Genomic DNA, 19110 nt, shown 5'->3' with positions numbered 1-19110 from the left:
ATATTAATTTGCTTAAGATATCACCTCCCATAATAATGTAATAATAAGTCATTTTTTAATCTTTAATTAGTCTTTGATTAATTAAAACATCTCCAAACTCCACAATCGCTCCTTAATCTGAACAAACCCATCCACCTTATGTTTATAAATCAACTCTAACCGATAGTGTGCAAATTCCTCTGTCACAAGGAAGTGATCCGCAATGTCAGAAATAAGAATTGGTTCATTGATGGCGGTTTTATATAGTGCCTTTAAAAATTTATTAGGCATAAGCAGATAGGCAGCCATTCGTTTAGCCTGGTGTTCTTGTTTGTTGCGAATATACTCATCAGTTAATAGCTGTGAAGAATAGTGGGAATAGCAATGACAAAATTCTTCTGCAAGAAGAATTCTTTTTTCAATAGGGTCAAGCTCTGGCCGAATGAAGATGGTGCCGCGTCTACCCACAGTGTCAGGAATAGCGTAGGATTTTAGATGTTTGATAGACTCATAATCAAAATTAGGGTCAAAGAAGTTAACGTCTAATGGTTTGATATTGACTCCATATCGCCAGCAAATATCGTACATATCAATTTCATCTGGTTGCTGGTAGTTAAAATGTGAAAGGACTAGGTTTGCTTTTTTCTCCCATCTATCTGTGGTTGTCTTGATTTGTTGCATTATCTAACTCCTATAGTAGATGTTTTCATAGATTTCAATTAATTTTGGAAGGAAGTTGAAGGAGTATTTTGAAAAGACAAGTATATAGACCTATCTTCCTATAAATCCAAAATTAGTGCTTAATTACCATATGGATGTTAAAAATATACACGATTACAAGTAATCGTGTTATTCATCATCTAGTTCTCCAAATCCATATCCCTTTTTCTCATCATCATCTTCTTTTAGAAACATATCTCTAGCTTTCTGTAATCTGATGAGTTCTTTTATTTTCTTTTCTGGATCTTTAGCAAGGTCATGGAAAAGGATAGGGTGTTTCTTCAGTTCTTCGAAAATTTTATATTCTTCTTCAGTAAGGTTAATCTGCTGACCTGCAATAGTTATATTATTATGTCCTGAAATTAGATAATCGGTAGTTACCTCGAAAAAATTAGATATTTTTAATAAGGTATCATAATCAGGTTGACGATTTCCTTGTTCATACATTGCGTATGTGGTTCTACCTACACCAATAATTTTAGCAACATCTTCTTGTCTTAATTTGGCCTTTTTTCTTAATGATTCGAGCCTTTTACCAAGCATGTATTTTCCTTTCCCTTCCATACTTTTATTTTATTATAACGTCACAAAATGTGACTTGAAAAGTTTTTCTTCAAAATGTGTAATTTGATATTTACAAGTCACGAAATGTGTAGTATATTTTAATTACACAATATGTGACACAAAGAGAGGAGGCGGTTTATGAGACAGTGGTTAATTGATTTAAGAATTAAGAAAGACTTAACTCAATCTGAGGTTGCTAAACAAGCCGAAATAGCAAGATCAACTTATGCAATGATAGAGTCGGGAGATAGAAATGCATCAGTGACTGTAGCCAAAAAAATCTCTCAAGCTTTAGATTTCGACTGGATAATTTTTTTTGAAGATTAATGTCACGAAATGTGTATTTTGCTAAAAGGTAGTGATACTTGAATAAAAGATAGAACAAATTAAAACATTTCAGCCAATAAAGAAAGGTGGTACCAAAGTGAAAGTAACAGTCATAAAGGGCCCCAATTATAAATTAGCAGAGAGGGAAGCCCACAAAATAATTTACCGAATTATCAGCGATAAACTAAAAAAGGAATCCTTAAAAACTAACAAGGAGGCTATGTAATGAATCGATTAGTACCGACTATTCTAAATGGAAAAAGAGTTTTAACTACTGCTCAATTAGCTGAAGCTTATGGAACTGAACCAAGAATTATTAATAATAATTTCGGGCGTAATATCAGCAGATACAAGGCAGAGAAACATTACTTCCTTTTAGAAGGAACAGATTTAAAAGAATTTAAAAGGAATCATCAATTTGATGAATCGTTAAACAGAGTAAACAAACTTTATCTATGGACTGAAAAAGGGGCATGGCTCCATGCAAAGTCACTCAATACAGATCGGGCATGGGATGCATATGAAATGTTAGTTGATGAGTACTATACCATTCAGGAAAATGTTGTTCCACTATCCAAGGACCAAGCGCTTGTGACTGTATTACGAACTACAGCAGATTTGGTTGAGGGACATGAGTCCATAATTAAAGAACAACATGAAATTCGAAAATTAATTAGTCAAGTAGATCAGAAAGTAGACGAACAAATAACCTTAGATTATGGAGAGCAACGAAGACTTCAAAAAGGTGTGGCAACCAAAGTATATGAAGTCTGTGATGACCCTCAATTGCGGCCAAAATTATTTAGAGAACTTTACCGAGAAATAAAGGATCGTTTTGGCGTTGCTAGTTATAAAGATGTAAAACGAAAAGAATTACAGGCAGCTTTACGCTATATCGAAAATTGGATACCTAGAAAAGTATCTTAACCTATTAATATTGTATTCTTGAAAACTAAATAGATGGAGGCGAACAGAGTGGCGAACACTTTGAGCAAAACAAGACTTTACTCTCCTTCAGCGATAGGAGATATCTTAAGAATTTCAAGAGAGCGGGCACGTCAAGAGGAACAACGCACGAAAAAGTATATGGCCGAAGCCCTTGGAATTACAGTTGAAAGATTAACAAGAATGGAGCAAGGAACATCGCAAGTTCCCTTTGAAATTGCCCAAGAATGGTGCTCCATTCTAAAAGATTATACGGCATTGAAAAAAATCAAGCATATATACGGACTAGCATTACCGCCAGTAGATCCATGGCTTCTGCAATCAATTCCTAATCAATTAACTAATTTTATTCAACAAGCTACTGGTGCGATTGAAGCAGCTAAGAAATTGCTACATATGAGTAAACAACTAAGATACAACGATCCAATTTCAGAATCTATGAGGCATGACATGCTTAAATATGCGGAAGAAGTTCTAGACGTGCAACAAGCATCTGACTGTGTACTAGCTGCACTTCGAATAAATTGGGATCTAGATTACGAAATCCTCGTAAAGAACTGGATTCAAGAAGCGATTGCCGATAGAGTCATCATTCCGTCTGTATCACAGTTTGAAACGATTAGAAAAGAAACATTTTTCCAGGAACGTGCAGGGAGGTAATTATGGAAATCAATCAATTCTTGGAGCAGGACAAGAAAAAAGTAATAGCAGAGCATAGAGCAGCTATGGCATGCCTTAGTATAAGTGAACATGCATTAATGCTCGGAGATTTAAAGAAAGCAGAAAGATATGCAATTGATTATATAAAGTCGGTACGTGAACTAAAGAGAATGGAGCAACGAAAAGTGGACCGGGAAAAACTAGTTGAAGTAACGGAAAGATTAAAAAGCCAAGGTATTCTATCTGCGATTGTAATGAAAATATAAGGAGGGAAACAAGATGAAATTTATCTTATCTGCAAGCAAATTAATGAAGGCTAGGGAAGTAAGTAAACTTTGTAGAGAAATGAAAGCTAATCCAGCTTTATTACTTGATATAGAGTTTCAATATCGTAAGAAAATCTATGATTTACAAAAAGAAAAAGCAGCTAGCTAAGCGGCAACTTAACTAACTGCACAATCTCAAACAATAGATTAGCTTTATTTTATCACTGTTAAAACAGTGTGGCAAGAACTCTTGTTCCTGCCATGATGAACAGGAAATTCAAATATCCCCCTCATTTGAAGATACTTTCCTGTTTGTCATGGTGTGAATAAGCACCACATTGATCTTTGATAACGTTATAGAAAGGAGGAATTAGATTGCTAGAACATCCACTAATTACACAAATCAATCAACTTGGTTACCCAGCAGAATTGGAAGAAGAAATAGAACATGCTGGATTAGATTATTACGGTGATGAAATTATTGAAGGGGATTCAGTGGCTGAATATAACGGAGAGACCATTCTGCAAAGTAATTTGCAGAGATACTTGAATGAAGAGTTTGGTTTTATCTTCAAAACAGCAGAATAAAAGCCCACTTGGCAGAGTGGGCTTAAGTAAAGCACATGTATTAAAACACTTACTTCTATAGTAAACAGAATCTATAAAAAAATCAATGTTGGAGGAATGTTTAATGGCAATTAATGAAAATGCAATTCCCACGAAAGAAATGTCTCGGCATGATTGGTTATTAGCAAGAACAAAAGGTATAGGCGGAAGTGATGCAGGGATAATCTTAGGACTAAATAAATATCGTACTGCATTTGAATTATGGCTTGAAAAAACTGGACAAGTTGAGCCAGCTGAAATCAGTAACGAGGCAATTTACTGGGGAAATGAAATGGAAAATGTGGTTGCTAAAGAGTTTGAAAAAAGAACAGAGAAGAAGGTACGTCGCTCCAACTATATGTACAGTCATTCAGATTATCCATATATTATGGCTAACTTAGATCGCATGGTTGTTGGAGAATCCGCCATTTTAGAATGTAAAACAGCTTCAGCATATCTTGCTAAGGAGTGGGAAGCAGATGAAATTCCAGCAACTTATCTAGTTCAGGTCCAACACTATCTTGGAGTAACTGGAAAAGAAAAAGGATACATTGCTGTTTTAGTTGGCGGTAACAAGTTCATATGGAAAGAAATAGAGCGTGATGAAGAACTTATCAATATGATTTTTGAAGCAGAAAAGCATTTTTGGGAGCACCACGTACAGCAAGGTAATCCACCAGAACTAGATGGTTCAAGTGCAGCTGAACAGTATTTAAAAGAAAAATACGATAAAGCGGAGAAAGATAAAGAAATCATTCTTCCAACAGATTTTAAATCTTTACTTGAACAATACGAAAAGATTAAATCAGATGAAAAGTTAGTTAAAACTGCTAAGACAGAAATTGAAAATAAAATTAAAGCAGAGTTAAAAGATGCTGAAACAGGTATAGTTGATAGCTACATCGTTTCTTGGAAGAATCAAGTTCAAAACAGAGTGGATACTAAGACACTTAAAGAGAAGTACCCAGATGTTTATAAGAATGTGTTGAAGCCTTCTTCCTTCCGTAAATTCGCAGTGAAGGAGGCTAAATAATGGCTACTAATCAAGCGCTAAAGAACCAGTTAGCAAATAAACAAAGTGGAACACCACAGCAAGTATCAGCACAAAATTTAGGGTTGAAATCCTTGCTAAATACACCGACCATGCAAAAGAAATTTGAACAAGTTCTTTCAAAAAAAGCACCACAGTTTATGGCTTCTATTTTGAACTTATATAACGGAGATCCAGGTCTACAAGCTGCAGAACCAATGTCTATTATCTCGAGTGCAATGGTTGCTGCATCATTAGACTTACCAGTGGACAAGAACCTCGGTTATGCATGGATTGTTCCTTTCTACGACTCAAAAAAAGGAGTGAAAGCAGCACAGTTTCAATTAGGATACAAAGGCTATATCCAATTGGCCCTTAGAACAGGTCAATATAAGAATATTAACGTTAGTCCTATATATGAAGGTGAGTTAAAGCGTTGGAACAGAATTACGGAGGAACTGGAGCTAGACCTAGACGGAAAGGCTAGTGAAAAAGTAATCGGTTATTGCGGATTTTTTAAACTAACAAACGGCTTCGAAAAGACAGTCTATTGGACAAGAGATGAAGTAGAAGCTCATCGTATTAAGCACAATAAGATGAAGGATAAGAAGGCTATGAATAACGTATGGAAGTCTGATTATGATGCAATGGCCATGAAAACGGTAGTGAGAAATATGCTAAGTAAATGGGGAATTCTTTCTGTTGAAATGCAGAAGGCTGTTTCAGAAGACGAAAATGAAGAACGTGAATTAAAGGATATAACAGATGAAGTAGAAGAATCAACAATAGATGATAATGCAAACATTATTGATTATGAAATAGATAATGAATCAAAAGAAGAAAAGCCTAGTTTTGATCAAGGAAGTATTGATTTTGAATGATAGGTAATAAAGTTCCTTATCGTGTGCTCTTGCCAGAAAGACTGTTTAAAGAAGCGCAGGATAGGGACCATTTAAAGACACTTGTCCTACTGTATATGCGACATTATCCAGATTATGTTGTGAAATCTGTTAGAGATGGTTTTGCGATATGTTATAGGAGATAGGAGGGGTTAAACAGCATGAACTACATAAAAGAGCTTAACGCATTCTATGATTGGCTCGAAATAAATGAACTGTCACCATCAGCAATTAATTTATGGTATGCATTGATGCACATAAATAATAAGGCTGCATGGGCAGAAACATTTACGGTAGCCGAATCGGTGTTATGCGTTAAGACAGGTTTAACCGATCGTACCCTTCGAAAAGTAAGAAACGAATTGAAGCAAAAGAATAGAATTGATTTTATTTCTAGAAAAGGAGGAAGGGCTCCAATATATAGAGTCATTTCCTTCTACTCTACGGAAAATAATTCCGCGGATAGTTCCGAAGAAAATAAACCTACGGAAATAAATTCCGCAGATAGTGCCGGGGTTAGTGCCGAGGGTAGTTCCGTAGGTAGTGCCGGAGATAGTTCCGCATTAAATAAAAGAAAAGAAACTAAACCAAACGAAACAAATACAGCTGCTGTTACTAAGCGTTCAAATTATTTTGATGAATACATGATCTGCTTTAGTGGACAACCTTCTCCAATACAGATTCAGGAGATAAATAGCTTTATAGACAAAGATGGTCTACAAGAAGAGGTAATTTGCTTAGCATTCCGTAAAGCTTCAGAGAATGGCGCCAAGTATCCTTATGCCAGGTCTATCTTAAACAGCTGGTCTAAAAAAGGAATACGAACTGCTGAGGATGTCCAAAAAGAGCAAGAACAATTTGAGGCTAATCGTCAGCAACAAGCTAGCCAAAGGAAAGGCTTTGCTCCTATACGAAAAGAAAAAATACCAGAGTATTGGGACAGCGAAAATTCTCACGAAGAGCAGCAAATGGATTCTGACGAATTAGAAAAACGAAGAATCGCACTACAAGAACGTATAAGAGCATTGAAGTGAGCCTGAAAGGAGCACATATATGGCAAGAAATAAGTATGGCAATAAAAAGACAGTGGTAGATAATATCACCTTTGACAGCCAAGCCGAAGCTACGTATTACTTGCAGCTCAAATGGCTATTACAAGCAAAACAAATCAAGTCTTTTAAATGCCAACCTAGATTCCTTCTTCAAGAAGCATATACCAAACCAGATGGAACGAAAGTCCGAAAGATTGAATATGTAGCAGATTTTGAGATTCATAACTTGGATGGATCAGTGGAAGTAATCGACATCAAAGGAGCAGAAACGAAGGAGTTTTTGCTTAAGAAAAAGATTTATGAATATAAGTTCGATATTCCACTAAAGGTGCTGGCTTATGAGGAATCATTGGGCTTTATTGAGCTAGATAAACTAAAAAAACTAAGAAAGGGTGCTGTTAGTGGCAAGAAGAGTCGTAGTAACAAAAGCAGTCAGTCTCGATCGCGAAATATTACAAGTCCTAACAGTATACGAGGAAGGATTAGGCAAACAAGAAGTACGTAAGGAAAATCCATATAGCAAGAAACATGGGGTGCTATATCCAAGAGGTAAAAGTTATGAATACAAGTGAAATGATCCAAGGAATATGCGTGGATACTGCCAATACAACAGTACTAATAGAGGGCCAAACATACTTTTTATTTCCTAATGGTCCTAACTACTTTTATGTATCGGTATTCCCAGATAGTAAAGCGCATAAGGGGTGTTACCAATCAAGGTATTTTCAAATCATAAAAAAGATTAAAGAAGAATGGCCAGCAGAACCGAAAGGACCATGTTTGGTAAGTGATTATGACAAAGAGAAGGTCTATAAAGCACAGCTGGTATGGAGGAAGCCAGGATATAGAGGAACGGAGCTAAAAGAGTATTTTATTCGTTTGAAAGTAGAGTATCCAGAACAGAAATTAAAGATTAATTTGGTGGATAGCTGCTACTTCTATGATCAATACGAAAACGGACAATTCGAAGGTTTTAGAGGATGTTTTCCACTCCATTGGTTTGGAGAGATGGAGGAAGTACTAGACACTTATAACCAAGAGTTTAGTGAGAAGGAGCAAATAGTTGTCACAGAACCAGTTATAAATGGATATGAACAGTTATCCCTATTTGATTAAAAGAAGAGGGATTAATAGAATAAGAGACTTTAAAAGTCTCTCAAAGATAGAACAGGTGTTCGGGTAATACCTATTATACATCTTTGAGAGGAGAAAAGAAAATGAGTTTAAAAGAAAACACTATTTATCAAATGGATTGCTTAGAAGGAATGAAGTCTATTCCTGATAATTCAATCGATCTTATTCTATGTGATCTTCCTTACGGAACGACACAATGTAATTGGGATAGCATTATTCCGTTTGAACCACTTTGGGAACAATACAAAAGGGTTATTAAAGAAAATGGTGCTATTGTTCTTACAGCGAGTCAACCGTTTACTACAGCGTTAATTGCATCAAATATGAAGTGGTTTCGATACGAATGGATTTGGAAGAAAGGGAATCATATAACAGGATTTCCAAATGCAAACCGAATGCCATTGAAAAATCATGAAAATGTATGTGTATTTTATAAAAAATTACCAACGTATCATCCGCAGGGCTTAATACCAATACAGGCTAAGAAAGTGAAAAAAAGTCCTAAAATGAAAGTTCTAGGCGAACGAAATGCAACATTAACAAAATCACATTATGTAAGATACAAAAACTTTCCTAAGAGCGTTTTGGATTTTCCAAGAGATAGTAAAACCTTTCATCCCACTCAAAAACCTTTGTCGCTTTTTGAGTACATCGTTAAAACATACACAGATGAAGGGGAAATAGTTTTGGATAATTGTATGGGCGGATTTACAACGGCGGTAGCTTGTGACAATACAAATAGAAGATGGATAGGGTTTGAATTACAGAAAGAATATTGCGAGGTTGGGTTAGAACGCATCAATGAAAATAGAAAAAATCTGGGATTACCTATGGTAAAGATAGAAACACATATTTAATGATGGAGGCATATCAAGTGATTTTACCACTTGATATGCTTTGGAAAATACAGAGGATAAAGAAATAATATGAAATTCTAATATGATAAGCAGTTTATTTATTGCCCAGGATGCAAAACATTTGTTGCACCAAGTAAATTTCCGTCAGGATCTTGAAAACTAAAACCTCCATAGCCGTGGTTGGGATCAATATTTAATGTACCGACAAGTACGTCTTGCTCTTTAAGCCAACTATGAAACTCGGCTAATGAAGGAGTGAAGAAGTCGATTATGCTATGTACGTTTTCTGTAATTGTATTTTTGAATGATAGTTTGTTTAATTCTTCTGTTTCGACCAAGTAGATTGTTGGTACTCCTTTAGATTCAAATGTAAGCATAGCAGTAACACTATCTTGATAATGAACTTTTAAGTCAAAGATAGCTAAATACCAATCTAGTGATTTTTTTAGATTCGAAACCGGAATTTCCAAGGTTGCAACATGTGGTGTGAATTTACCCATTATAAGACCTCCTAAAATTAATCGTTATTTAATTATTAGCTAAAGAGATAAAATTTCCTTTATTTTATTCAAATAATATAAGAATTATTAAGTTTACTAGGTTCATTACGGATCACCATCACTAGTAGCAATGAGAGGAATAAAAGAATCTAGTTATACAAAATGTGAATTTGAAGAAGTTTAGTAATTTATGTGGGTTAGAAAGGAGTAAAAATGGTGATACCAAGAATTTTACATTATCCAGGTTCGAAATGGAGTATGGCCAGCTGGATAATTAGCCATATGCCTGAACATAAGACATACTTGGAACCTTTCTTTGGATCCGGAGCAGTGTTTTTTAATAAACCAAAATCAAGTATTGAAACAATAAATGATATGGATAGCAGTGTGGTTAATCTTTTTAAAGTCATAAGAGATAATCCGGAAAAGTTAGCCAAACTTATTGAATGGACACCTTTTTCAAGAGAAGAATATTATTCCTCCTATGAATTTGAGACAGGAAATGAACTCGAAGATGCAAGAAGATTCCTAGTTAGGTGCTGGCAAGCGATAGGAGCTAAAACAAGTGATAGAACAGGATGGAGAAGTCTTATTTCTTCAAATGGTCCAGATGTAGCAAAAGAATGGAGTAAACTTCCTGAAAAAATAATAATAGTTGCTAAACGTTTAAAGGAAGCACAAATTGAGCATCAACCAGCTGTAAAGTTGCTTGAAAGGTATCAGAGAAAAGAAGTTCTCATTTATGCAGATCCTCCTTATATATTGGAAACTCGAACTAAAAGACACTATAAACACGAAATGACAATAGAAGATCATATTGAGTTGTTAGATATATTAGACCAACATCCTGGTCCAGTTATTCTTTCGGGATATGCACATCAGGTTTATGATGAACGCTTAATTCATTGGCGAAGAGTAACTATGAAAGTATCTGCCGAAGCAGGAGCAAAAAGACAAGAAGTTTTATGGATAAATCCGATTGCAGCAGTACAAGGAAGTTTTCAAGAATCGTTATTTTAGGAGTGATCCTTTATGAGCATAACAAGCCTGTTAGATATGACAGTATGCTTGATGTGCAATGGACATGGGATGATTGGGAATAAGGTTTGTCAGAATTGTAAGGGTACTGGCGAACCACCTTTAAAATTCAAGCGTAAGAGTATGAAAGAGGGTGTCATATTGATAGGAAAAAAGATTAAAGCAATAAAAATAATGAACGTTAGAGATATAGAAGACGAATCAATTCCACCGACAATTATAAAACCAAATGACATTGGCGTTATTAAAGGAGTAGACGATTATCCTAACGGAAAAGCATATGAAGTGAAAATTAATGGAGAAGATATTTTTATTTACGGGATTTCCAATAGATATTGGGAGATCATTGACTAATCTTTTTAATTCGAAACTTATCCGCAGAAAGGAAGGGTGAAATATTGGACAAAGATAAACAAATAGATGAACTAATCACTATTGCATTATGGGCGATAAGAAGATTGCCGACAAACGGACAGAAACACTTTGCGTATCATGATTTACAAAAAGTTGTAGAAAAAAAAGACCATAAATACCGCGAGTATATTGATAAGTGTAAAGATGAAGTACTAATTGATTCACTAAAGGAAGGGTGAAGGGAAATGGTAATACATCATTTAAAAATACAACCGGAATATTTCGATTCGGTTTCAAAAGGAACCAAAAGCTTTGAGATAAGAAAAAATGACCGTAATTATAAGGTCGGAGATGTATTGCTACTTCAAGAATACATTCCTTCTGAAGCCAAGTTTACAGGTAGAGTACTAGATAGGAAGATTACCTATATTACTGATTATGCACAACAAGAAGGTTATGTTGTGATGGGAATTAAATAAGATTACAAAGTCAAGGGGAGAAAATATAAACTACAGGATTGCCTAACAAACAAGAATAACAGATAAATAAATTTAGGGAAGTGATCCTCATGAGGCTTAAAGAATTAGAGATTAATACTAGTACAATGCGCCTAGAAGTTGATATAATGGAACAAAAAGGAAGCTTTGCCATTGTTGTGTGTGATGGACGAGCTAAACTTACTAGGCTACCTGAACATGGAGAGACAAAGATTGTAACTCATCAGGGGAAGGTGAAGCGGGTTAAGTTTGATGAGGGGGAAGAGTTTTGATAACGTTTTTACCTTTGTTTTCTGCTTTTATAGGTGCTGTAGTAGCGCAATTATTAGCTCACGCTTTAACTAGTTGTAGAGAACGTAAAAAAAATAATAAAGAAATTTTTCAAGAATTCATTTCTCCATTTTTAAATGAAATAATGTTGTTTATTGAAACAGAGACTCGTTTTAGAAAAGAGCATGATGTAGAGAAAACAATAGACGGAACATCTTTATTAAGAGAAATTTTTACAAAAATAAAATATGGAAATTCTTACTTAATAAACGCAAAGATAAAATATGATTATTCAATTTCTTTTTTTAATGGGAAACAGGATACAACTAATAATCATATGTTAAGAGTATTTTTTTGGTTTCTTGATTACTCAAGATCTATTTTGAAAAGTATAATTAGCTCTGATGAGGATCTATTAATTAAAATAGTAAAAATACAGAAAAAGTGCGGCTTATGGATTATTTTATCAGATGCATTCACTTATGAAATAGCTACAGAAATTATGAATTGGAGTTGGACTTGGAATAAAGACTTTTATGAGTATATAAGTATTGAAGATATTCAAAATCTTTTAGAAGTTGAAGAGCATGAAAATTCTTATGCGATTAAAAAGCTTATAGAATCTATATATAAAGAATTTACTAATAGCAAAAATGAAATACCTAAAGAAATAATAACTAACTTTATTGAAAATGAATAAGTTCTACCAGCCAACTGGAGGACACTGAACAAGCGGTTAACACCGTTTCGTTTGGTGTCCTTTTTTATTTATCTAAATGAGGTGATAAAGATGAATCCGCCATTAAAAATACAGCTTAAAGAATGGGAAAAACAAAATCTTAAGACTCAATCACCTAAGAAAAAATTAGTTACAAAAAAGGAAGAAGGGCTTTCACATAGAGACTTAGAAGAGCTAATGGGTATGAGAAAGCCTACATATAGAAGACGTAATGGGGCATTAAGACAAAGGGGGTAATGGTGAATGGAGATAAATATTGCAGAATTAATTAGAGATTACCGAATGATGAAAAGAGAAATTGAAAGGTTACAAAGAATTATTTATGGGAAATCTGTACCTATGCGATCTTGGGGAGTGGCTCAATATGGGGTTGAAGCAACATTACCTCATGGAAGTTCTGGCAAAAGCCAAGCAGAATTGAGGGATATAGATATTCGAGAACAGAAGCAAATAATGAGATTGCAAGAATATCAACGAAAAGTGTTCGCCATTGAAAGTGCTGGGGATTTTCTAGATAAGGAAATACTGAAAATTGTTTATGATTGTATGCTTAGTGGAATGACTAGGCAGCAAATAGCGGTACATTTAGAAATTTCTAGAGATTCTGTTGATAAATTAAGAGCTGACATAAAGGCGCAAATCGGCACAAATACGACTTTTTCCAAACTTTTGCATGGTGAAAAATCGGCAGTGTAAAATGGAAGGCAGGACGGGGAAGCAGCTTATTAACTGCTTCCCCTAATTTTTATCTATAAGATTTAGAATCACTTAAAGCCCAAACTACAACCCATACGATGATCAAAAGCAAAATAAATGAAAATAAAAGTAAAATAAAATATGAGAAAAAGTATGCTGCAGCAACGATAAATCCTATACCCATTAAACCAGAAAGAACTAAAAACCAATTATTATAGTAGTTTCTATTGTGTGTAGCAAAGTAAATTAAAGAGATACCAACTAATAACCAAGAAATTAAACTTAATAAGTTTAAACCTGTATTTAGTAAGTAACCTCCAGGTGAAATGAAGTAGTATTTCATCAATTCAAATGGCGTTTCAGGTTTTGGTAATGCAGCATTATATAAAAATGCAAAATAACTGGAAATGCTGCTAAAAACTAATGAGAAAATAAAATTTGTTTTATTCTGTGTAATGGACGTAATAAAATCCCAAATTTTTTGCATATAATCCCTCCAATTTTTTTAGTAATAATAGCATTCGACTAAATAACTATAAAACCTTCAAATAAATTAAAAAAAGGTATTATTACCTAATAAAAAGTTTGGATTTTTGGGTTATTTTACTTACTTTATGCAGGAATATCTCTCCTTCTGTCGAAATAAGTACTAAAAGGAGAGATAAAAAGTGGAATTACATGAAGAAAGAAAAATCAAATATGATGGTTTAGAAATTCAAGTTAATATCTTTTTGTTGGATTACCATACACAAAAATTTAGAGTTTCTGTATTTTATCAGAAACACCAGGAAAGAGCTATATTTAGAGAGGGATATGATAAAGAAATGGTTATAGATCAAGCCATTGAAATCCTTAAATATAAGTATCCGTCTGGTGTAATGAAAATTATATGAAAAAAAGCATCCGTACGGGTGCTTTTTATTTTGTTTAAAAACAATTATCGGAGGTGGCAGGTGAATGTAAAATGAATTGGGAAGAAATCAGAAATGAGTTTGAAACAACAAACATTACATTGAAAGCACTGGCCGAAAAACATGATATCAAACTCGGTACATTAAAGAGCAGAAAAAGCAGAGAAGGATGGTCGAGAGGTGCACCAAAAAAAGAAGCAACCAAAGCTAAAAAGGATGCAACCCAAAAACAAAAGGTTGCAACCAATAAGATAAGAGATGCAGCTACTTCAGTTGAGGAATATGCTCCAGAATTATCACTTGATGACTTCTCAGAAGAGAGCGGATTAACTGATAAACAAAGCATGTTTTGTCTTTTTTATGTGAGAACTTTTAATGCGACACAGGCAGCAATCAATGCGGGGTATTCTCCAGCAACTGCTCATGTACAAGGTCCGCGCTTGTTAGGAAATGTTAGAGTTCGTGAGGAAATCAAACGAATTAAGCAAACAATGACAGGTGAGTTATTTATAGATGCTATGGATGTGCTAAATAAGTACATTAAGATAGCCTTTTCTGACATTACAGATTATCTCACTTTTGGCCAAAGAGAAGAGCCAGTTATCGGAGCGTTTGGGCCTGTTAAAGATGAGCATGATAATCAATTAATGCAAGAAGTAAACTTTGTAGATTTCAAGCATTCTAATGTAGTAGATGGAACACTTATTACAGAAGTAAAACAAGGCCGTGATGGTGTTTCTATTAAGTTAGAGGATAGAAAATGGGCATTAGACAAGCTATCGAAATACTTTGATCTATTCCCTGATGAGTTTAAACGGAAGATTGAGGAAGAGAAGCTTAAGATTGCTCACTTTAAACTTCATGGTAAAGAGGACGAGGATGAATATGAAGATGATGGATTTGAAGATGCTCTAAATGCAGTTACTTCGGAGGTGTGGTCAGATGGTAGTGACTCAACCGAAGAAGACAGTTAAAGAGTTTTCCTTTTTAACAAGAGCACCAAAGAAAAAGAAACCTGCGCCTTTTAAATTCAAGCCTTTTTCTATAAAGCAGAAACAAGTACTTACCTGGTGGAGAAAAGATTCGCCGATGAAAGATAAAGATGGAATCATTTGTGATGGTTCTGTTCGTGCTGGTAAAACAGTTGTTATGTCTTTATCTTATGTTATGTGGGCGATGGATACATTTCATGAATGTAATTTGGGTATGTCGGGTAAAACGATAGGCTCTTTTCGTCGTAACGTGATAACTCCATTAAAAAGGATGCTAAAGGCTAGAGGATATAAAGTTAAGGACCACAGAGCAGATAACTTCATGACTATTACTTATAAAGGTAAAACAAATTACTTTTATATTTTTGGTGGTAAAGATGAAGGCTCACAGGATCTTATACAGGGTATTACGCTTGCTGGGATGTTCTTCGATGAAGTAGCTTTAATGCCACAATCTTTCGTTAACCAAGCGACTGCTCGTTGTTCTGTTGACGGAGCGAAATTTTGGTTTAACTGCAACCCAGCTGGTCCATTTCATTGGTTTAAAGTTGAGTATCTAGACCAATTGAAAGAAAAGAACATGGTTCATATCCATTTTACAATGGATGATAATCTTTCACTTACTCACAAGACGAAAGAGCGCTATAAGAGGATGTATAAAGGTATATTCTATCAGCGCTTTATTCTTGGTTTATGGGTACTTGCAGAAGGTATTATTTTTGACATGTTCGATAAGGAAAAACATGTTGTTGCAACTGAAACAAGAAAATACTCCAAGTACTATGTCAGCATTGACTACGGTACTCAGAACCCGACAACTTTTGGTTTGTGGGGTCTTTGTGGTGATGTCTGGTATAAGACAAAGGAATATCATTATGATGGCCGTCAAAAGAGCAAACAAAAGACAGACCAAGAATATCTTGATGATTTAAAGGAATTTGTTGCAGATATCAGTAATTTTAGAGGGGTTATCGTGGATCCGTCTGCTGCTAGTTTTATTGCTCTGCTTAAAAAGAATGGATTTAAAGTAATTAAAGCCAAAAATGATGTATTAGACGGTATACGTAATATGGCGAGTGCTTTAAATAATTTAATGATCAAATACAACGATTGCTGCAAGGAAACATTTCGTGAGTTTTCCTCTTATATTTGGGATGAAAAAGCAGCTGATCGTGGAGAAGATAAACCAGTTAAACAGAATGATCACCAGATGGATGGTGACAGATATTTTGTAAATACGATTCTGTTTAATAGAAATAAACTTAGTACCATGGATAAAAAATCATTTGGTTTATAGGAGGTGATTACTTGCTGAAAATAAGAGTTAATAAAGCTGTTGGAATCACAGAAGATCTTATTACAAATATACTCGCTATGTGGGATAGTGGAAAAGAAAATGAACGTCTTTTAAAGCTAGAAAAGTATTATAAAGGCGAACATGATATTCTTGATCGTCCTATAGATGGAGATAAGCCGAATAATAAGTTGGTAATTAACTATGCAAAGCTTATTACTGACAATGCTACTGGCTATTTTATGGGCATTCCAGTTACTTACGAGAGTGACGAGAAAGAATTTATCAATAAAGTATTTGAAATCTTGGATGATAATTCGGAAGAAGATATCAACTTTGAACTTGCTAAAACCATGAGTAAGGCTGGAAGAGCTTATGAACTTATTTATGCAGATGAAGAAGCTAATGTCCGATTTAAGGAAATTGATAATAAATCAGTTATCCCTGTTTATACAGATGACATTCAAGAGAGGTTACTTTTCGCAATTAGACATTACACAAGTGAAGATATATCAACTGGTGACAAAACGAATAAAGCAGAGGTTTATACGTCTGATGAAATCATTTATTATGAGTCAACCTCAAATAAACTAACAGAAGTAGAAAGAAAAGAACATCATTTCGGAGAAGTGCCAATTAATGAGTACATTAATAATAATGAAATGATGGGTGATTTCGAAGTAGTTCTTTCTCTAATTGACGATTACAATAAATCTCAATCAGACACTTCAAATGATTTTGAGTACTTTACAGATGCCTATTTAAAACTTGTGGGAATGGATGCCACTGAATGGGATGACGTAAAAGAAATGAAGAAAAATAGGGTTATTATTGTTCCGCAAGAAGGAGATGCCGGATGGCTAATTAAAGAGGTCAACGATGCTGCAACGGAAAATTATAAAAATCGATTGCAGAATGATATTCATCGAATTAGCCAAGTACCTGATCTTACAGATGAAAAGTTTGCTGGAAATGTATCTGGTGAGGCAATGAAATATAAGTTATGGGGTTTAGAGCAAATAGCCGCAATTAAAGAGCGTAAATTTAAAAGCCCCTTAATTAAGCGCCTTAGATTGATTACTAACTTTTTAAATAAAAAAGGCGCCAATTATGATTACAATAAAATAAATCTTAAATTTCATCGAAATATCCCTAAGAACCTTATTGAATTAGTAGAGATGGTACAAGATTTAGGTAGTACTGTTAGTCAAAAGACAAAACTTGGTCTGTTGCCATTTATTGATGATGTGGATGCAGAGATTAATCGTATTCAAGAAGATGGAAAGCGTACAATAGGAGAAATTTATGACGGTGCAACTAAAATTATTTAATAGATTGGAGGGAGGAAGATGAATTTTAGTCAAGCTCTTGATAAATTAAAAAAGGGTGAAAAAGTTGCTCGTTCAGGTTGGAATGGTAAAGGGATGTTCATTTATCTAGTTCAAGGTAATGAAATTTCAGTACCTAATTTACGGAACGAAGCTTTAAAACATGTTGGAATGAATAGGGCTACTGCGGATAAAGTTAAAATCAATTCCCACATTGATATGCAATCAGCTGATGGTTCAATAGTCGTTGGATGGGCAGCTTCACAAATTGATATGTTGGCGGAAGATTGGCGAGTCGTTTAATAACGGCTTTTTATTTTGCACAAATTTCTGCAACTTACAGGCGCGAACTGTAAGGGGCATTAGGAGGATATAAAGATGTTTGTAAAAATTGGCGGTAAATTAGTTGGAGTACCATTAATGTCACCAGATACTGGTGGAGCAGGAGATGTTGGAGGGACTCAAGGAACAGATACTGGTACTGGGCAAGGGCAAAATAATCTCAATCCTGATGACGGAAAAGGAACAATCGAACTTCCTAAATCAGAAGAAGAATTAAAAAAGATACTACAGAGCGAATCCGATAAGAGGGTCACAGATGCTTTAAAAACAGCCCAAGCAAAGTGGGAAGCTGATTATAAGCAAAAGTTAGAATCAGAGAAAGCAGAGGCAGAGAAACTTGCTAAAATGACTGCTGCAGAGAAGGAGCAAGCACTTCTTGATAAACAGAAAAAAGAGATTGAGGATAGAGAAAGGGCCATTCAACAAAAGGAACTTAAGCTTGAGACAATCAACATTCTGAATGAGAAGAAGTTGCCTATTACATTTGCTGACCTTTTACTTGCTGATGATGCTGACAAAACAAAAGGAAATGTTGATACTTTTGAAAAAGCTTTTCGTGAAGCAGTTGATGCTGCTGTAACAGAAAGATTAAAAGGAAATACACCAGGTAGCGGTAGCACTAATCCTAATGTGGTCAACTATGGTCAAAAGGCTGCGGAAGCTAATAAACAAAATAATGCTTCTCTTGAAGAAGCTAGAAAATCTTATTTTAAGTAAGGAGGAAATATAGATGAGTAAATTTGTAACTACATCTTATACAAATAAAAAAGAAATTCTAAAGTTTCCAGATCATTACGTGAATGTTGCTGTAACTGTGAGTGACACAGGTGTTACAGCAAATTCTGACGGTAAGAAAATTGTACCTGCAGGAACGATTGTAGGTGGAGGTTTCTTAGCAGACGAAGCAGCTAATGCAGTTAAAGCTACAACGACAGAGGGTGAATCTAATGCAGAGGGTGTTCTATTTAATGATGTAGATGTAACTCATGGTCCAGCGCCTGGAGCAGTACTTATTCATGGGTTTGTAGCAATCGATAAATTACCTGCAGCACCTTCTGCAGAAGAACAAGCAGCATTAAAACAAATTACATTTTTGAAATAAGAGAGGAA

At 34.8% G+C, this 19110-nt stretch carries 31 protein-coding genes; 27 read left to right on the top strand and 4 right to left on the bottom strand.

Annotated features, from left to right (window positions below; genetic code table 11):
- Window positions 1–81: 81 nt before the first annotated feature.
- Window positions 82–660 carry an ImmA/IrrE family metallo-endopeptidase gene (locus NSS71_RS11445; protein WP_341151698.1) on the bottom strand — a complete coding sequence of 193 codons (579 nt, stop codon included), beginning with the start codon at window positions 658–660 and terminating at the stop codon, window positions 82–84.
- 168 nt (window positions 661–828) lie between these two features.
- Window positions 829–1242, bottom strand: coding sequence for a helix-turn-helix domain-containing protein (locus tag NSS71_RS11440; protein WP_341151697.1), 414 nt, complete (start codon window positions 1240–1242; stop codon window positions 829–831).
- Between the two features lie 159 nt (window positions 1243–1401).
- On the opposite strand from NSS71_RS11440, the gene NSS71_RS11435 reads away from it, so the two are divergent.
- The 12 genes from NSS71_RS11435 (at window position 1402) to NSS71_RS11380 (ending at window position 9039) form a co-directional block, all read left to right on the top strand.
- Window positions 1402–1590: a helix-turn-helix transcriptional regulator gene (locus NSS71_RS11435; RefSeq protein ID WP_341151696.1), complete on the top strand. Its 189-nt coding sequence runs from the start codon at window positions 1402–1404 to the stop codon at window positions 1588–1590.
- Window positions 1591–1815: 225 nt separating this feature from the next.
- Window positions 1816–2517 carry an ORF6N domain-containing protein gene (locus NSS71_RS11430; protein ID WP_341151695.1) on the top strand — a complete coding sequence of 234 codons (702 nt, stop codon included), beginning with the start codon at window positions 1816–1818 and terminating at the stop codon, window positions 2515–2517.
- A gap of 48 nt (window positions 2518–2565) precedes the next feature.
- Window positions 2566–3195 carry a helix-turn-helix domain-containing protein gene (locus tag NSS71_RS11425; RefSeq protein ID WP_172867339.1) on the top strand — a complete coding sequence of 210 codons (630 nt, stop codon included), beginning with the start codon at window positions 2566–2568 and terminating at the stop codon, window positions 3193–3195.
- Between the two features lie 2 nt (window positions 3196–3197).
- On the top strand, window positions 3198–3461 hold the full coding sequence (locus NSS71_RS11420) for a hypothetical protein (protein ID WP_341151694.1): 264 nt from the start codon (window positions 3198–3200) through the stop codon (window positions 3459–3461).
- A gap of 13 nt (window positions 3462–3474) precedes the next feature.
- Window positions 3475–3630, top strand: coding sequence for a hypothetical protein (locus NSS71_RS11415; protein ID WP_167555745.1), 156 nt, complete (start codon window positions 3475–3477; stop codon window positions 3628–3630).
- Between the two features lie 206 nt (window positions 3631–3836).
- Window positions 3837–4049, top strand: a complete 213-nt coding sequence (locus NSS71_RS11410; protein ID WP_061801140.1) for a YqaI family protein — start codon at window positions 3837–3839, stop codon at window positions 4047–4049.
- Between the two features lie 103 nt (window positions 4050–4152).
- The gene (locus NSS71_RS11405) at window positions 4153–5100 is read left to right on the top strand and encodes a YqaJ viral recombinase family nuclease (RefSeq protein WP_341151693.1); all 948 of its coding nucleotides are present in this window, start codon (window positions 4153–4155) and stop codon (window positions 5098–5100) included.
- Window positions 5100–5978 carry a recombinase RecT gene (locus NSS71_RS11400; RefSeq protein WP_336045307.1) on the top strand — a complete coding sequence of 293 codons (879 nt, stop codon included), beginning with the start codon at window positions 5100–5102 and terminating at the stop codon, window positions 5976–5978. Before NSS71_RS11405 ends, NSS71_RS11400 begins: the two co-directional genes overlap by 1 nt.
- Window positions 5979–6157: 179 nt before the next feature.
- The gene (locus NSS71_RS11395; RefSeq protein WP_341151692.1) at window positions 6158–7030 is read left to right on the top strand and encodes a DnaD domain-containing protein; all 873 of its coding nucleotides are present in this window, start codon (window positions 6158–6160) and stop codon (window positions 7028–7030) included.
- 19 nt (window positions 7031–7049) lie between these two features.
- A complete protein-coding gene (locus NSS71_RS11390; RefSeq protein ID WP_341151691.1) occupies window positions 7050–7553 on the top strand; it encodes a DUF1064 domain-containing protein in 504 nt (167 codons plus the stop codon).
- A gap of 53 nt (window positions 7554–7606) precedes the next feature.
- The gene (locus NSS71_RS11385) at window positions 7607–8164 is read left to right on the top strand and encodes a hypothetical protein (RefSeq protein ID WP_341151690.1); all 558 of its coding nucleotides are present in this window, start codon (window positions 7607–7609) and stop codon (window positions 8162–8164) included.
- Between the two features lie 101 nt (window positions 8165–8265).
- Window positions 8266–9039 carry a DNA-methyltransferase gene (locus NSS71_RS11380; protein WP_047944068.1) on the top strand — a complete coding sequence of 258 codons (774 nt, stop codon included), beginning with the start codon at window positions 8266–8268 and terminating at the stop codon, window positions 9037–9039.
- A 98-nt stretch (window positions 9040–9137) separates the two neighbouring features.
- On the opposite strand, the gene NSS71_RS11375 is transcribed toward NSS71_RS11380, so the two are convergent.
- On the bottom strand, window positions 9138–9539 hold the full coding sequence (locus NSS71_RS11375; RefSeq protein ID WP_047944069.1) for a VOC family protein: 402 nt from the start codon (window positions 9537–9539) through the stop codon (window positions 9138–9140).
- Between the two features lie 213 nt (window positions 9540–9752).
- Between NSS71_RS11375 and NSS71_RS11370 the strand changes: the two genes are divergently transcribed.
- The 8 genes from NSS71_RS11370 to NSS71_RS11335 all read left to right on the top strand — a co-directional run bounded on the left by NSS71_RS11370 (window position 9753) and on the right by NSS71_RS11335 (window position 13133).
- Window positions 9753–10559: a DNA adenine methylase gene (locus NSS71_RS11370; protein WP_061801145.1), complete on the top strand. Its 807-nt coding sequence runs from the start codon at window positions 9753–9755 to the stop codon at window positions 10557–10559.
- A gap of 12 nt (window positions 10560–10571) precedes the next feature.
- Window positions 10572–10931: a hypothetical protein gene (locus NSS71_RS11365; RefSeq protein ID WP_341151689.1), complete on the top strand. Its 360-nt coding sequence runs from the start codon at window positions 10572–10574 to the stop codon at window positions 10929–10931.
- A 44-nt stretch (window positions 10932–10975) separates the two neighbouring features.
- Window positions 10976–11170 carry a hypothetical protein gene (locus NSS71_RS11360; protein ID WP_341151688.1) on the top strand — a complete coding sequence of 65 codons (195 nt, stop codon included), beginning with the start codon at window positions 10976–10978 and terminating at the stop codon, window positions 11168–11170.
- Window positions 11171–11176: 6 nt separating this feature from the next.
- Window positions 11177–11410 (top strand): ASCH/PUA domain-containing protein, encoded by a 234-nt coding sequence (locus NSS71_RS11355; protein WP_341151687.1) that lies wholly within the window; start codon window positions 11177–11179, stop codon window positions 11408–11410.
- An 89-nt stretch (window positions 11411–11499) separates the two neighbouring features.
- Window positions 11500–11700, top strand: a complete 201-nt coding sequence (locus NSS71_RS11350) for an XtrA/YqaO family protein (RefSeq protein WP_341151686.1) — start codon at window positions 11500–11502, stop codon at window positions 11698–11700.
- Complete coding sequence (locus NSS71_RS11345) at window positions 11697–12398, top strand: hypothetical protein (protein WP_341151685.1); 702 nt, start codon at window positions 11697–11699, stop codon at window positions 12396–12398. Before NSS71_RS11350 ends, NSS71_RS11345 begins: the two co-directional genes overlap by 4 nt.
- A 90-nt stretch (window positions 12399–12488) precedes the next feature.
- Window positions 12489–12674 (top strand): hypothetical protein, encoded by a 186-nt coding sequence (locus tag NSS71_RS11340; protein WP_341151684.1) that lies wholly within the window; start codon window positions 12489–12491, stop codon window positions 12672–12674.
- A 6-nt stretch (window positions 12675–12680) separates the two neighbouring features.
- Complete coding sequence (locus NSS71_RS11335) at window positions 12681–13133, top strand: sigma-70 family RNA polymerase sigma factor (RefSeq protein WP_341151683.1); 453 nt, start codon at window positions 12681–12683, stop codon at window positions 13131–13133.
- 49 nt (window positions 13134–13182) lie between these two features.
- Here NSS71_RS11335 and NSS71_RS11330 read toward each other — a convergent pair whose 3' ends face one another.
- Entirely contained in the window at window positions 13183–13620 is a 438-nt protein-coding gene (locus tag NSS71_RS11330) for a hypothetical protein (protein WP_341151682.1), read from the bottom strand.
- Between the two features lie 181 nt (window positions 13621–13801).
- Here NSS71_RS11330 and NSS71_RS11325 point away from each other — a divergent pair, with 181 nt between their 5' ends.
- The 7 genes from NSS71_RS11325 (at window position 13802) to NSS71_RS11295 (ending at window position 19102) form a co-directional block, all read left to right on the top strand.
- Window positions 13802–14026, top strand: a complete 225-nt coding sequence (locus NSS71_RS11325; protein WP_341151681.1) for a hypothetical protein — start codon at window positions 13802–13804, stop codon at window positions 14024–14026.
- Between the two features lie 71 nt (window positions 14027–14097).
- On the top strand, window positions 14098–15018 hold the full coding sequence (locus NSS71_RS11320; RefSeq protein ID WP_341151680.1) for a terminase small subunit: 921 nt from the start codon (window positions 14098–14100) through the stop codon (window positions 15016–15018).
- Window positions 14987–16333, top strand: a complete 1347-nt coding sequence (locus NSS71_RS11315; protein ID WP_341151679.1) for a PBSX family phage terminase large subunit — start codon at window positions 14987–14989, stop codon at window positions 16331–16333. Before NSS71_RS11320 ends, NSS71_RS11315 begins: the two co-directional genes overlap by 32 nt.
- Window positions 16334–16344: 11 nt before the next feature.
- Entirely contained in the window at window positions 16345–17661 is a 1317-nt protein-coding gene (locus tag NSS71_RS11310; RefSeq protein ID WP_341151678.1) for a phage portal protein, read from the top strand.
- An 18-nt stretch (window positions 17662–17679) separates the two neighbouring features.
- Window positions 17680–17961, top strand: a complete 282-nt coding sequence (locus NSS71_RS11305; RefSeq protein WP_328283267.1) for a DUF2829 domain-containing protein — start codon at window positions 17680–17682, stop codon at window positions 17959–17961.
- 75 nt (window positions 17962–18036) lie between these two features.
- Complete coding sequence (locus tag NSS71_RS11300) at window positions 18037–18717, top strand: DUF4355 domain-containing protein (RefSeq protein WP_341151677.1); 681 nt, start codon at window positions 18037–18039, stop codon at window positions 18715–18717.
- A gap of 13 nt (window positions 18718–18730) precedes the next feature.
- Window positions 18731–19102, top strand: a complete 372-nt coding sequence (locus NSS71_RS11295) for a hypothetical protein (protein WP_341151676.1) — start codon at window positions 18731–18733, stop codon at window positions 19100–19102.
- Window positions 19103–19110 lie beyond the last annotated feature (8 nt).

Origin of the sequence: Niallia sp. FSL W8-0951, from assembly GCF_038006525.1 — a bacterium.
Taxonomy (GTDB): domain Bacteria; phylum Bacillota; class Bacilli; order Bacillales; family Cytobacillaceae; genus Niallia; species Niallia circulans.
This window is presented reverse-complemented; position numbering and strand designations above follow the sequence as displayed.

What these genes read in the sequence shown, in the direction of transcription:
- NSS71_RS11445 (WP_341151698.1), bottom strand. Translation starts at nt 660, where the DNA reads ATGCAACAAATCAAGACAACCACAGATAGATGGGAGAAAAAAGCAAAC.
- NSS71_RS11440 (WP_341151697.1), bottom strand. Translation starts at nt 1,242, where the DNA reads ATGCTTGGTAAAAGGCTCGAATCATTAAGAAAAAAGGCCAAATTAAGA.
- NSS71_RS11435 (WP_341151696.1), top strand. Translation starts at nt 1,402, where the DNA reads ATGAGACAGTGGTTAATTGATTTAAGAATTAAGAAAGACTTAACTCAA.
- NSS71_RS11430 (WP_341151695.1), top strand. Translation starts at nt 1,816, where the DNA reads ATGAATCGATTAGTACCGACTATTCTAAATGGAAAAAGAGTTTTAACT.
- NSS71_RS11420 (WP_341151694.1), top strand. Translation starts at nt 3,198, where the DNA reads ATGGAAATCAATCAATTCTTGGAGCAGGACAAGAAAAAAGTAATAGCA.
- NSS71_RS11415 (WP_167555745.1), top strand. Translation starts at nt 3,475, where the DNA reads ATGAAATTTATCTTATCTGCAAGCAAATTAATGAAGGCTAGGGAAGTA.
- NSS71_RS11405 (WP_341151693.1), top strand. Translation starts at nt 4,153, where the DNA reads ATGGCAATTAATGAAAATGCAATTCCCACGAAAGAAATGTCTCGGCAT.
- NSS71_RS11400 (WP_336045307.1), top strand. Translation starts at nt 5,100, where the DNA reads ATGGCTACTAATCAAGCGCTAAAGAACCAGTTAGCAAATAAACAAAGT.
- NSS71_RS11395 (WP_341151692.1), top strand. Translation starts at nt 6,158, where the DNA reads ATGAACTACATAAAAGAGCTTAACGCATTCTATGATTGGCTCGAAATA.
- NSS71_RS11390 (WP_341151691.1), top strand. Translation starts at nt 7,050, where the DNA reads ATGGCAAGAAATAAGTATGGCAATAAAAAGACAGTGGTAGATAATATC.
- NSS71_RS11385 (WP_341151690.1), top strand. Translation starts at nt 7,607, where the DNA reads ATGAATACAAGTGAAATGATCCAAGGAATATGCGTGGATACTGCCAAT.
- NSS71_RS11380 (WP_047944068.1), top strand. Translation starts at nt 8,266, where the DNA reads ATGAGTTTAAAAGAAAACACTATTTATCAAATGGATTGCTTAGAAGGA.
- NSS71_RS11375 (WP_047944069.1), bottom strand. Translation starts at nt 9,539, where the DNA reads ATGGGTAAATTCACACCACATGTTGCAACCTTGGAAATTCCGGTTTCG.
- NSS71_RS11370 (WP_061801145.1), top strand. Translation starts at nt 9,753, where the DNA reads ATGGTGATACCAAGAATTTTACATTATCCAGGTTCGAAATGGAGTATG.
- NSS71_RS11365 (WP_341151689.1), top strand. Translation starts at nt 10,572, where the DNA reads ATGAGCATAACAAGCCTGTTAGATATGACAGTATGCTTGATGTGCAAT.
- NSS71_RS11355 (WP_341151687.1), top strand. Translation starts at nt 11,177, where the DNA reads ATGGTAATACATCATTTAAAAATACAACCGGAATATTTCGATTCGGTT.
- NSS71_RS11350 (WP_341151686.1), top strand. Translation starts at nt 11,500, where the DNA reads ATGAGGCTTAAAGAATTAGAGATTAATACTAGTACAATGCGCCTAGAA.
- NSS71_RS11340 (WP_341151684.1), top strand. Translation starts at nt 12,489, where the DNA reads ATGAATCCGCCATTAAAAATACAGCTTAAAGAATGGGAAAAACAAAAT.
- NSS71_RS11335 (WP_341151683.1), top strand. Translation starts at nt 12,681, where the DNA reads ATGGAGATAAATATTGCAGAATTAATTAGAGATTACCGAATGATGAAA.
- NSS71_RS11330 (WP_341151682.1), bottom strand. Translation starts at nt 13,620, where the DNA reads ATGCAAAAAATTTGGGATTTTATTACGTCCATTACACAGAATAAAACA.
- NSS71_RS11320 (WP_341151680.1), top strand. Translation starts at nt 14,098, where the DNA reads ATGAATTGGGAAGAAATCAGAAATGAGTTTGAAACAACAAACATTACA.
- NSS71_RS11315 (WP_341151679.1), top strand. Translation starts at nt 14,987, where the DNA reads ATGGTAGTGACTCAACCGAAGAAGACAGTTAAAGAGTTTTCCTTTTTA.
- NSS71_RS11305 (WP_328283267.1), top strand. Translation starts at nt 17,680, where the DNA reads ATGAATTTTAGTCAAGCTCTTGATAAATTAAAAAAGGGTGAAAAAGTT.
- NSS71_RS11300 (WP_341151677.1), top strand. Translation starts at nt 18,037, where the DNA reads ATGTTTGTAAAAATTGGCGGTAAATTAGTTGGAGTACCATTAATGTCA.
- NSS71_RS11295 (WP_341151676.1), top strand. Translation starts at nt 18,731, where the DNA reads ATGAGTAAATTTGTAACTACATCTTATACAAATAAAAAAGAAATTCTA.